General features: G+C 64.2%; 12 protein-coding genes. 4 read left to right on the forward strand and 8 right to left on the reverse strand.

The features are described 5' to 3' along the window. Positions 1–85: 85 nt before the first annotated feature. Positions 86–790, reverse strand: a complete 705-nt coding sequence (locus HAV18_RS09175; protein WP_166954904.1) for an SDR family oxidoreductase — start codon at positions 788–790, stop codon at positions 86–88. A gap of 134 nt (positions 791–924) precedes the next feature. On the opposite strand from HAV18_RS09175, the gene gcvA reads away from it, so the two are divergent. Next, positions 925–1857 carry a transcriptional regulator GcvA gene (gene gcvA, locus HAV18_RS09180; protein WP_166954906.1) on the forward strand — a complete coding sequence of 311 codons (933 nt, stop codon included), beginning with the start codon at positions 925–927 and terminating at the stop codon, positions 1855–1857. Between the two features lie 71 nt (positions 1858–1928). Then, on the forward strand, positions 1929–2210 hold the full coding sequence (locus HAV18_RS09185; protein WP_166954908.1) for a hypothetical protein: 282 nt from the start codon (positions 1929–1931) through the stop codon (positions 2208–2210). Positions 2211–2251: 41 nt separating this feature from the next. Here the strand turns inward: HAV18_RS09185 and HAV18_RS09190 are convergent, their stop codons facing one another. From HAV18_RS09190 to HAV18_RS09220, 7 genes are all read right to left on the reverse strand, one after another. After that, complete coding sequence (locus HAV18_RS09190) at positions 2252–2374, reverse strand: hypothetical protein (RefSeq protein ID WP_407062412.1); 123 nt, start codon at positions 2372–2374, stop codon at positions 2252–2254. Next, on the reverse strand, positions 2359–2955 hold the full coding sequence (locus tag HAV18_RS09195) for a pyridoxamine 5'-phosphate oxidase family protein (RefSeq protein WP_166954910.1): 597 nt from the start codon (positions 2953–2955) through the stop codon (positions 2359–2361). Before HAV18_RS09195 ends, HAV18_RS09190 begins: the two co-directional genes overlap by 16 nt. A gap of 95 nt (positions 2956–3050) precedes the next feature. Beyond that, entirely contained in the window at positions 3051–3242 is a 192-nt protein-coding gene (locus HAV18_RS09200; RefSeq protein ID WP_166954911.1) for a hypothetical protein, read from the reverse strand. 12 nt (positions 3243–3254) lie between these two features. Beyond that, positions 3255–4454, reverse strand: a complete 1200-nt coding sequence (locus HAV18_RS09205) for a PLP-dependent aminotransferase family protein (RefSeq protein WP_166954913.1) — start codon at positions 4452–4454, stop codon at positions 3255–3257. A 314-nt stretch (positions 4455–4768) separates the two neighbouring features. Next, positions 4769–5737, reverse strand: a complete 969-nt coding sequence (locus HAV18_RS09210; protein ID WP_166954915.1) for a hypothetical protein — start codon at positions 5735–5737, stop codon at positions 4769–4771. A 108-nt stretch (positions 5738–5845) separates the two neighbouring features. Then, positions 5846–7486, reverse strand: a complete 1641-nt coding sequence (locus tag HAV18_RS09215; RefSeq protein ID WP_166954917.1) for a DUF2334 domain-containing protein — start codon at positions 7484–7486, stop codon at positions 5846–5848. Between the two features lie 12 nt (positions 7487–7498). After that, entirely contained in the window at positions 7499–7795 is a 297-nt protein-coding gene (locus HAV18_RS09220; protein WP_166954919.1) for a hypothetical protein, read from the reverse strand. A 974-nt stretch (positions 7796–8769) separates the two neighbouring features. Between HAV18_RS09220 and HAV18_RS09225 the strand changes: the two genes are divergently transcribed. Beyond that, positions 8770–10728: a glycosyl transferase family protein gene (locus HAV18_RS09225; RefSeq protein ID WP_243771585.1), complete on the forward strand. Its 1959-nt coding sequence runs from the start codon at positions 8770–8772 to the stop codon at positions 10726–10728. Next, positions 10725–12419: a bacteriophage N4 adsorption protein A gene (locus HAV18_RS09230; protein WP_166954923.1), complete on the forward strand. Its 1695-nt coding sequence runs from the start codon at positions 10725–10727 to the stop codon at positions 12417–12419. Before HAV18_RS09225 ends, HAV18_RS09230 begins: the two co-directional genes overlap by 4 nt.

Raw genomic sequence — 12419 nt, forward strand, 5'->3', positions numbered from 1 at the left:
ATCCCGGATTTGTCTGGCTTGTACGCGTTTGTAGCGGCTGCGCGGCGAGCGGCCCGGCCAGTGCGGCCGCTCGCCCGCGCGACGCTCAAAGCGCCTTGACGATCGCGCCGTCGACGCGAATGTTCTGCCCGGTGATGTAGCCCGCGCCGTCGGACAGCAGGAACGCGACCGTCTTCGCGATCTCGCCGGTCTTGCCGAAGCGGCCGGCCGGAATGCGTGCGACGATCTCCGGCGTTTCCGGCCAGCTGTCGATGAAGCCCGGCAGCACCGCGTTCATCCGGATGTGCTCGGCCGCATACCGTTCCGCGTAAAGACGCGTCCACGCGCTCAGCGCCGCGCGCAGTGCCGACGAAACGGGCATCGGCTGCTCGGGTGCGTCCGCCGCGAAGCTCGAGATGTTGACCACTGCGCCGCCTCCCTGCTTCTGGAAGAGCGGCGTCACACGGCGCATCACCCGCACCACGTTCAGCAGGATCAGGTCGAGCCCCGCGTGCCAGTTGTCGTCGGTAATCGCCAGCAACTCGCCCTTCGGCGGATGCCCGGTGTTGTTCACGACCGCATCGATGCGACCGTAGCGCGCGAGCGTCTCCTGCACGAGCCGGTCGATATCGGCCTCTTCCGTCACCGAGCCCTGGATGCCGAACCCGCCCAGTTCCTCGCCGAGCGCCACCGCGCTGCCCGACGGCGACATCAGCGCGACGCGATAGCCCGTCGCCGCCAGTTCGCGCGCGATCGCCGCGCCCATGCCCTTGCCCGCCGCCGTGATCAACGCCACTTTTTCTACAGTCACGATCTGCTCCTCATTCGAATCCTGCCGCCGCGCAGCCGCCGTTCGGCCCGCCATGGTGGTAATGTAGGCGCATCGATAACGACTGTCGAACCAGTATTTCTGCCTCCAGCCGATAGTTTTTCTACAGCCTGACGATGCCGCTTCGCCCCTCCCGCCTGCCGCCGCTGAATGCGCTTCGCGCGTTCGAAGTGTCCGCGCGGCACCTCAATTTCCGCGCCGCCGCCGACGAGATCGGCGTCACGCAGGGCGCCGTCGCGCAGCAGGTGCGCCACCTCGAGGACGTGCTCGGCCTGAAGCTGTTCGAACGCCTGCCGCGCGGCCTCGCGCTGACGCACGACGGCGCCGCGTATTTCTCCGATGTCCAGCGCGCACTGCACGCGATCGCCGACGCGACCGACAAGCTCGTGAAGCGACGCGCCGCGCTGACCATCAGCACGACGCCGTCGTTCGCGTCGAAATGGCTGATCCCGCGGCTCGCGCAGTTCACCGACGCGCATCCCGACTACGACGTGCGTGTGATCGCCGACCCGCAGATCGCGACGTTCCGCCACGATGGTGTCGATCTCGCGATCCGTTACGGCAAGCCGCCGTTCGGCAAGCATCTCGCCACGCACGCGCTGTTCCCGCTCGACGTGTGTGCCGTGTGCAGCCCCGCGCTGCTGGCCGCGCCTGCGTCGCCGCGCGCGCTTGCGGGCCACGTGCTGCTGCACGACGCGCACGACCTGTGGCCCGAGTTCCTCGCCGCGATGCCGGAGCCTGTCGACATCGATCCGCACAAGGGGCTGCGCTTCAACCAGACGTCGCTCGCGATCGATGCGGCCGTCGCCGGCCAGGGCATCGCGCTCGCCACCGATCCGCTCGTCGAGCGCGACATCGCCGCCGGCAGGCTGTGCAAGCCGTTCGATTTCGCGTTCCCGCTGTCGATGGGGTTCTATCTCGTGTATCCGGCCGAGCGGCGCGATGACGATGCCATCGTCGTGATGCGCGAGTGGATGACCGCGCAGGTGGCGTCGGACAGGCGGCCGCCCGATTCACCGGGCAGCCGCGGCGCGGGAAACGACGCATAGGCGCCAGGCGCGATCCCGGGCGGCCGGCGGACTGCCCTGCAACGGGCGATATGCCGCGAGGAGACGATCCGATGGGATGGGAAGAAAAGTACGGCGGCATCTGGACAGGCGTGCTGATGCCCGGCGAGATGCCCGTTGCCGAAACGCACCTCGTCGATCGGCATCTGGTCACGCTGATTGCCCGACGACCCGACGGCCTGTATCGGGCCGTCGTCCTGGGGCATCACCACGACCCGCAGTGGCGCCTGCCGTTCTGGGGGGAAGTCATCGCGCCCGCGATGGTCGCGTCGATCGATGACGGGGAACAGTACCTCGCCGCGGCATTGGCCCGTCACGTCGAACGCGACTCGTGAAGGATGAAATTACGGCGAGTCGGCCCGCGAGCACGGCACGCTCAGGGCGCGATCCACCGGCCTTCATAACCGCCTTCGTGCAGGTCGAACACCGCGCGACGGTGGCCGGCGCGCGCGAGTTCGAGCCAGTCGATGCGCGTCACGCTCCTCAGGGCGCGATCCACCGGCCTTCGTAGCCGCCTTCGTGCAGGTCGAACACCGCGCGACGATGGCCGGCCCGCGCGAGTTCGAGCCAGTCGATGCGCGTCACGCTCATGTGCAGCAGGCAGAAGTTTTCATAACCGTCGTCGGTGGGATTTGCGCGCTGGCTCGCCGATACATGCGCGGCTTCAGGCGACTCGACCGGCGTACCCGGCGGCAACGGTGCGCGATACAGCAGCAGCGTATGCGGACGGCTCGATTGCCAGATCGCGCGGCGTTGTGCTTCGTCGTCGCAGATCGACGCAACGCCCTCCACGCGAATCTGCACGAGCGCATCGAGATCGTTGGCGACGAGCGCGATGCGCGGATCGCGGCGCAGCTCCGCGACCTTCTCCGAGCGCGCATCGGTATGAAACGACAGCACGCGATCGGCACGACTCGCCTGACGCAAGACGATCGTGCGCACTTTCGGCGCGCCGTCGACACCGAGGGTCGCGGCCTGCAGCATCGTGAACGGCGAACGCTGCGCACTCACGCCGGATTCGAGGCAGGACCAGAGGCGCTCGTACGTTTGCGCGAGCGATTCGGAAGTTGGGTCGGTCATGACGGAGCGGCGATCGTGCGTGTTGCGATCGCGCAAGCTTAACCGCTTGCGGCGGCAACGGCACGCGTGCGGCGCGCCGGCCATCGCCGTGCGGCTCAGTTGTAGCCGAGTACGACCGGTGCCGCGTCGCCGAGGTCGGCCGCCGGCTCCGCGCCGAAGCGGCCGAGCACGTCGGCCACATACTGCGGCCCTGCGCTGATCTGCGACGACCGGTGCGCAACAGGCCGGTTATCGCCCGCGCCCGGCGCTGCGCCCATCGATACGGTGTCGTTGACGGTGATATTCACGTTGATGTCTCCTTACGCGGCCAGCGCCGCACCATACGCGCGCACGAGGCGTGCGACGCCTTCCCGGATCGCATCGACGTCCGGCGCGGCAAACGACAGGCGCAGCGATGCCGCGTCGACGTTGTCCGCGAAGAACGCCTTGCCCGGCACGAACACGATCTTGTTTGCGATCGCTTGCTGCAGCAGCACGTCCGACGACACCGCGCCGATTCGCGCCCACACGAACATCCCGCCTTCGGGACGATGGAATTCGATCGCATCGCCCAGGCCGTCGCGCAACGCGTCGCACATCGCAGCGCATTTGCGCTGGTAGGCGGCGGTGATACGCGGCAGATGGCGTTCGAGCGCGCCGTCGGCCAGATATTCGGCGGCGGCCGCCTGCGTCCACGGCGTGCTGCACAGATCGACCGTCTGCTTCGCGATCACGCAGCGCCGCGCGATCTCGGCCGGCGCGATCGTCCAGCCCACCCGCAACCCCGGCGCGACGATCTTCGACAGGCTCGCGAAATGCACGATCCAGTCGCGCGCGCCGTCCACTTCATCGGCGAGTGCAAGCATCGACGGCACGGCTTCGCCCGCGAAACGCAGGTCTCCGTACGGATCATCCTCGACGATCAGGAAGCGGTATTGCACCGCGAGACGCAGCAGCTTCAGCCGACGCTCGCGCGTGAGCGTCGCGCCCGTCGGGTTCGCGAAGGTCGGGACCGTGTAGAGCAGCTTCGGCTGCGCGATCGCGCCGGACGCGAGCTGTTCGCCCAGACGATCGACGTCGAGCCCCGCGCCGTCGACCGGAATCGTCACGATGCGCGCCTGCTGCAGACGCATCGCCTGCAGCGTCGCCGGATAGGCCGGCTGCTCGGTCAGCACGACGTCGCCGGGCGACACCATCACGCGCAGCAACAGGTCGAGCCCCTGCTGCGAACCGGTCGTGACGAGCAGTTCGGCCGCCGTGCACGCCACACCGCGACGCGCCATCAGCGCGATCAGTTGCTGCTTCAGTTCGGCGAGGCCGTCGGTCGGGCCGTATTGCAGGCAGCGCACGGGCTGCGCGTACGCGCGCTCGGCGGCTGCGTTCAGGCCGTCGACGTCGAACAGGTCGCTGGCCGGATAGCCGCCCGCGAAGGAAATCATGCCCGGTTCGGACAGGTACTTGAACAGTTCGCGGATCGGCGAGCCGGCGGGATTCTGGAATGAGGGAGTGAACGCGTACATGTCGTCGTGAGCTGGATGGCGCGGACGGCCGGGATAGCCGCCAGGTACCGGCCACCGCAGCGCTTCTGGCGCCACGGCGGTGAAATCGAGCCACGATTGTCGATAGTCATTAAGGCCGCGGCAAACGATATCTATGCACTAGGTCTTGCGGTTTGGTCATCAAATGGGGCTTGGGCGGGAGAAGCAAAACGGCGGGTACGCCGGCGCGCCGACACCGGGTTCCGGGCACGCTGCGCCGCCGGAAAGCCAATCCGCCCGATTGTTTCGCCACACGCGCACCCTGCCCGCCCCCGCTCGGCCGGGACCGAACCGAATCAGTGCGCCGTCCCGGCAGGCTCGGCCGGCGGCGGCTTGGGCTTCCACGTCGAGAGCGCGCGTGTGAGGTCGTCCGACATATAGTGCGGACCGTCGAACAGGTAGACCGTATAGCCGCGATACGCCAGCAGTTGCTTGCCCAACTCGTCGGCGCTGGCTGAACGGAACCCGCCGCGCTCGGCCGGCCGGAATGCCTCGGCGATGACCCGCACGCGTCGTTTGCCCAATCTAGAAACCAGTTCGTCGAGGTAGCCGCGCGCGACATACGGCTCGCGGGCATAAACGCCGCAGCCGTCCTGGAAGAACACGCCGACGTCCGCAGGCAGCCACGCTGCGAGCCAGTCCGCGAGCGCCTTTCCGCCGATGTTGGTCTGGTCGTACACGCTCACCCAGAGCGGCCGCGGCAGCCGTTGCAGGACAGCGGCGAGCTTCGGCGCGTCCTGCCAGGTCGGATCGATCTCGACCGGGAAGTAGTAGCCGGTGACATGCAGCGGGACCGGTGCGCGCGCCACTTCCAGGGACTGGTCGGCGAGCGTCGACAGATGGGTGCGCGCCCGTTTTTCGTCCTGGTAGCCGGCCAGCCCCAGGATGACATTCCTGGCCCAGGGCTCACGACTGATGCGTTCCCAGTCGGGAAGGTGCGCAGCAGGCTGGATGGGGGTGTTGGCGATGAACGCGGTATCGTCGACGACGGTCCATTGAATCAGCAGATCGTGAATGCCGAGCATCTGCCAGCTGCCGACCGGATTCGTCGTCGAGTTGTCCACCTGCCAGACGATGCCGTCCGCGTGCACATCGTGCGCGGTCCAGCTACAGGCGGCCACGACGAGCGATGCGCCGATCGCCGCGAGCGTCGCCGCCCGGGGCGAACGTGGTGAGGCGGCGAGCGGGCCCGGTCGCGCCGCGAGCCGAAACCGGCCCATGCGCCGTTGAATCTTGCGCAAGGCCGGGCCGACGGACGTGGTCATCGTTTTGGCTCCCCGGAAACATTCTCCCGTGTCATCGTAGCCGACCAAACGCAAACGTGCGACCCGCATTGCCGATGCGGGTCGCACGGGGCTGCCGCTATGCGCGCGTCACTTGGCCGTCGTGCCGTCTACGAACTTGTAGCCGAGATTCGTAATGCCGGTAATCATGCTCTGGAAGTCCTGGAACGCCGGCAATCCGAGATCCGGTTCAAGCCAGTACGGATGGAAGAAGAACGACGCGAAACCGTCCCGCACCGCCAGACCATACTGGGCATTGGTCACGATTTGCTGCCACGTGTACGTGATGCACGAGAACGGGTCGATATTGCAGATGTTGTACTGCACACTGCCCAGGTTCTCCGGAACGATCCGCTGCCCGTAGTAATCGGAGTTGATGATGTACGGGAAAAACTGCCCGGCCGAAAAGTCCTGGTTGGCGGCACCCGTGCCGAGTTGCGGTTTGGCCGACGTGTAGTACACGGCCCGCTGGAACGTGGTCGGGAACGTGAGGGCTGTCGCTGACGAAGCCGCCGGCGACATCTGGTACTGCGGCGCGGCCCAGCCGACGATCTTGTAGCCGTTGGTCGTGAACTCGAGCAGGCCATCGGCCATTCTGCCTTCCGCCCACGGGATGGAGTCCTCATCAACCGGCCGGTTCTGTACCGCAAACCAGAACTCGTAGTCGCTGCCGCTCACTGCATTCTGCAGGTTCGGCGTCGAATCGTACTGGTGCGTATAACCATGCATCACGATCGAGCCGCCGCGTGCGATGGCATAGTTCAGCGCACTCTTGAGGCCGGTTGCCTGTGCCAGATGGATCGTCTCCGGCACGCCGCCGTTGTAATAGCCGTTCGGGTCCGTATACAACGGGATGGTTGCCATCGTGAACGGAATCTTCTTCGAGTACATGTAGTTCGTCAGCTGCTGCATCGAACTCGTCGTCGTATACGCGTCGAGATCCTCCAGGCGGACGAGCGCACGGTGATTCACCGGTGCATTGGTCTGCAGGATGTCATGCAGGATGTCGCAAATCACGAGGTAGCGATCCGTCGGGCCGATGTAGGAAAACGGCATGTCCGCGAAGTACCAGAAGTTGCCCGAGCGCACGATGTAGGGCGTGGTTGCCCCGCTCTGGCTGTTCTTGATGGTGACGAGCGCTTGCGCCTTCGTGGTATTGATCTGGGTCAGTCCGACATCCGGATCCGCGCTGATGACGCCGGTCGACGCGTTATACGAGTAATACTTGACCATCGACAGGTTCTTGTACGTGACCGTGTCGTAAAAACCCGGATTCGGATTGCTCGCCGAAGGCGTCGCGTTCATCCCCGCGAGGCCGAGAAAGCTGAACCCGAAGGTCTGGTTGAACGTGTAGGCCGTGTTCCATGCCAGTTGCCACAGGTTGTACTTGAACCAGACCACGGTCTTCGTGGTGGTCATCACGTCGCTCATGAACGCCGTCGGAATCGGGTTGTTGTAGTAGTCGCCGATATAGAACGTGACGTCGTGGCTCCCGACCATGCCGGACGTGTAGTTCTGGATCGGAACCAGATCGATCGTCGCGTTGAAATGGCCAAGCAGGTTTCTCAGCATGATGCTGTACATCAGGCCCAGCTTCGAATACGGGTCATTCGCCGGATTGTCGTACAGCACGAGCGTATGGGCGGTGGTGGTCTGCGCGTGCGCGGTGACCGGCAATGTCATTTGCGCGAGTCCCGCAAGCAGGGCGATGACGAGCAAGATCTTTTTCATGGCCGTTTCTCCCTAGTCACGTTCCACATTGCCATTGGTTTTCTTGACGGACTTCTTGCTGAATTTCGGCCGCCCCGTTTCCTTGTACGCCTTGTCCCAATCCTCGTCGGACATCCCCGCCTTCACGTTGACCTGGGCCGAGCCGTTCGGCAGCGGTGGCGGCTTGATCTTCATGACGGAAGCATTGCCTGTCGCCTGCGCATTCGCATCCTGAACGCCGACGGCGAAGACGAGCGTGGTGATCAATGCGACGAGTGACCCGGCAGTGCTCAACCCGTTTCGAAAAGATTGCTTGCGATGCGAAGGCATGATTTTCATCCTTTGATATGCAAAATAAGTTCATCTCGTTAGCGAAACGAGTACGACGAATCACCATCCGGAATCGGGGCGCTATGTCGTGAATTTATGCTGCGCAATTGAAACCAGACAAATAAATCCGGGAGGAGATGGTTTTACCTTCAAGCTAGAACCGTACCATCCGTCGCAAATGGGCATAGCGCCAAGGGGGCGAAATTGACGCCTTGGCGCAGCTCAAAATTGCGTCGATAAAACGTTTCAGCCATGCAACGCGGCGGTGTCACGAATTAAATCGGACAAACGCGTGAAGCCTGTTCGTACGATTCAGGGAAAACCAGTTAATCGCCACACTACGCAGAGCGTGACGCGGCAATCGCCGCGGGTGACATGCATGTGCAATGACGACCGAGGCGCAGGCACTCCGGTTCAACGCCGATTCATCCAGCCTGCCACCGCTGCAATCGCATGACGATCTCCCCAGGGCGGCAAACGCGGCCCGGCAGAGGGTCCGAAAACGATGTGTCATCCGGTCGATCGAGCGCGTGTTTCAGCACTGAAACATTTGGCTCGAATTCGGTGAGCCGATCCTGTGCGGCGCCCCGCAACGCCTGCAAGGTCAAGGGTCGCACAACGATGGCGCACGACTTGCTACATCAACTGTGTGTTGCGAAGTCGGTGCGCGGGGTCGCTGCGCGTGCGCCGGATGGAGAGCGGTTGCAGGCATTTGAGAATGCAGGGACGGAGGCAGGCAAGCAAGCAGGACACGGGCTGTCAAAAAGTCATCCACTGAACACGTTGCATCGTTCGCGATGCAACGTGGCCCCATCGCGAAGAATCGCGTGCTGCAGGTTTTTTTGAGCGGCAGGCATTCGCATGGCGCAAGCCACCGAGTGGACGTGACGGGGGCGACGAGGACGGGAAAAGTTTCGTCTTGCGTCGGTACGAGGGGAAATAATCAAATACAAGATAAAAGCGCGGAACAAATGATGGATAACATGATTTGGAGTGCGTATTTATATGCACTTAACCTTGTCGCCATTATGACCGCAATCGTCATCCTGGTGAGCACACTGGATGACCTCACGCTGGACGCCTGTTATTGGTCATTTGAAATCCGGCGCATCCTGCGCCGTGAAAAATCGCAAACGATCGATATCGGCATGCTGCGCGCGCTGGAAGAACGGCATCTGGCGCTGATGGTGCCGGCCTGGAAGGAATACGACGTGATCGCCAAGATGATCGAAAACACCTTGGCGACCCTCGAGTACGAGCGATACGTGATATTCGTCGGCACCTATCACAACGATGCCGAAACCACGGCCGAGGTCGAGCGGATGGTCCGCCGCTACCCGGGCAGGGTCACGCGCGCGACGGTCATGAACGACGGTCCGACCTGCAAGGCAGATTGCCTGAACTGGATCGTCGAAGCCATCCTGCGCTACGAAGCGGTCCATCACATTCAGTTCGCGGGCGTCGTCATGCACGACTGCGAGGATGTCATTCATCCGGTCGAACTCAAGTACCTCAACCACGCGGTGGCGGATAGCGACCTGGTCCAGCTTCCCGTGCTGTCCTTGCCGCGGAAATGGAACGAGTTCGTCGCCGGATGCTACCTGGACGACTTCAGCGAAACGCACCAGAAGGACGTGCCGGTGCGGGCCCGCCTGACCGGCATCGTCCCGGGCGCAGGCGTTGCGTCGTGCTACAGCAGGCGCTCGATCGAAGCCGCGATGAAGGAACGCAACGGCTCGCCGTTCAACACCAGTTCGCTGACCGAGGATTATGACTTCAGCTTCCGGTTGAGAGACCTGGGGATGAAGGAAACCTTTGCGTGCATTCCACTGACGGGAATCGCGCGCGATGCATCGGATCGACGCGCAGATAGCGGCGCCGTCAATCGAAACCTGCTGGCCACGCGCGAGTATTTTCCGAAAACATTTCGTACCGCGTACCGACAGCGCACGCGCTGGATCCTCGGCATTGCCTTTCAGGGCTGGGAGCAACTCGGCTGGAAGGGCAATCTTCTCACCCGGTACATGTTCTTCCACGATCGCAAGGGCATCGTGACCTCGCTGTTTTCGGTCATCGCCTATGGCGTGCTGATCAACTTCCTGTTGCTCGGCGCGCTTCAGCGATCCGGCCATGTGATCCCGGATGGCACCCCGCTCGTCATGGTGGGCCACTGGGTCACGCCGCTGCTGTGGATCAACACCGCCATGCTGTTCGCGCGCGCCGGGCAGCGTTTCCATTTCGTCAGCAAGTTGAACGGCCCGACCCAGGGGCTGCTGTCGATTCCGCGGATGTTCGTCAATAACCTGATCAATTTCTACGCGGTTTGCCGCGCGTGGCGCATCTATATCAGCCACCTGGTGACCGGCAAGCCCATCGCCTGGGACAAGACCAGCCATACCTACCTGTCGAACGAAGCGCTCGGGAAGGTGCGCCTGAAGGTCGGCGAGATCCTGGTCGGCTGGGGCGTGGTCACGCTGGAGCAATTGCAGGTGAGCCTCGAGAAGCAACTGACCTGCGGCAAGCGGCTGGGTGAACTGCTGGTCGAAGGCTGCGCGATATCCTCCGAATCGCTGGCGGATGCGATCGCCGAGCAAGCCGAGCTGCCCCGGGTGAGCCTCGGCAACGTCGCGGTGGGCCACTTCGCGGATTCGCTGGCATTCGAGCTGCAGTACGCGTACCGCGCCGTCCCGTTTTCGACTGCGGACGACGGCACGTTGAACGTTGCGGTCGGGCGGCCGCTCACGCCGGACGAACAGGATGTCGTGCGGCGCGGTGCCCGATCGAATGTGGCCTACTTCATCGCCTGCGATGCGGAGATTGCCGCCGAGCTCTCCCGGCACTCGCGCTTCGTCGAACTCGCACGCATGCGCGACGGCGACCCGGCGGCGCAGCAGGGCTCCGCCGCGACAAAACCGTCGGGAGAACAGGCATGAAGCATTCGAGATTCCCGATCGCGGCCGGCCTCAAGCGCTGCGCACGGTTGAGCGCACTGGCGATCGCCGTGTCGCTCGCCTGGCAGGCGCCGGCATCCGCCGCCCAGCCACTGACGCCCAAAGCCTACCGGCTCGCCGACAGCGCCTACAAGGCCATCAATGCCGGCGACCTGCCCCTCGCGGAAGTGTATGCATCACGCGCCATCAAGATTCAGCCCGGCAGCGAACAGCTCGGGCTGCTGCTCGTCGACGTATACAGACGGGAAGGCAAGGTCGACGAAGCGGACGCGATGGTGGAATCGCTGATCGTTCGTTATCCGAAGAGTGCGGCGGTACGCGCGCAGCATGGCTACCTCGCGCAGCGGCAGATGCGCTACGACGTCGCCTGCAGCGATTTCTCCGCCGCCGTCGCAACCGGGAAATGGAGCAAGGACCAGCAGCGCAACCTGCGTCTCGCCTGGGCGGACAGCGCGCTCGCGGCGAAGCTTCCGCATGAGGCCGGCATTGCGCTGGCACCGCTGGCCGATGAAAAGTCGGCCGTGGTCCAGTTGCGCGTCGCGCAGCTGAGCCTGCAGGCAGGCGACCGCGATACCGCGATCCGCATGGCGGACCTGGCGGCCGGCGATGCGACGACCGACGGCGAGCGCAACATGGCCGTGTCGATCGCGGCGCAGGCGCGGCAGGAAGACCCGCCCGCTCAGGCGCCGGTGGACAATACCGCGCAACAGAAGTTGCAGGAGGCCTACGACCTCCTGCGCGACCACAAGGATCGCGAGGCACTCGACGCATTCAAGGAAGGATTCTCCGGCGGTGCCGGCAACGCGATGAACTACGCGGACGCGGGCTATGCCGCCAAGCGGATCGGGCTGAACGACGAGTCCATCGATCTGTTCGAGCACAGCCTCGACGCCGATGAAAACGAACACACCTTCGATGCGCAGCACAAGTTCGGCTACAAGCGCGAAGTCGAGCAGCTGCAGCGCAGCTGGGGGTTCGTGCTGAGCGCGCCGTACCAGTCGGCCGCGTTCGGCCCGCAAGGCACCATCAGCGTGTTGCAGCCGGGTATCGAAGTGTATTGGCAGCCGCCGAAGATCGGCTATCAGAACGGCCGCATCTTCCAGTTCTTCGTGCGCGGATACGGCACGGCCTACGACGGGACGGGCAACGTGACCGGCATGCCGACCGTGCAGGGTTCGGTGGGCGCGCGCTACAAGCCGCTGCCCGACCAGAACGTCGTGCTGACCGCCGAGCGGCTGTTCCACGTCGGCAGCCTGTCGATGACGGACTGGCTGATGCGCCTGGGTTATTCGTCGGAAGCCGGGACCGACCTGCGGGTGACCGAACCGAGCTGGCGCAGTTGGCAGGCGTATGTCGAAGGCGCGTACTTCATCAGCGCGGGTCGATACATCATTTATTCGGAGTTGCGTTACGGGCACACCTGGCGTTTGCCGATGATCAGCGATCGGCTGACCGTCTACCCGCACGCCGCGGTGGCCGGCGATCACGACAATCGGCAGCCGGACAAGACGGCGATCGGCGCCGGGCCCGGCATCCAGGTGCGGTACTGGTTTCGCGAAGGCCAATATAGCGCGCCGGCAAGCTATCTGGATGTCACGGTGCAATACCGGTTCGGATTGACGTCAGCGGCACGCGCACGTGGTCTCGTGGTACGCGCGACATTGTGGTTCTAA

This window comes from Burkholderia sp. D-99, assembly GCF_011605345.1.
Lineage (GTDB): Bacteria > Pseudomonadota > Gammaproteobacteria > Burkholderiales > Burkholderiaceae > Burkholderia.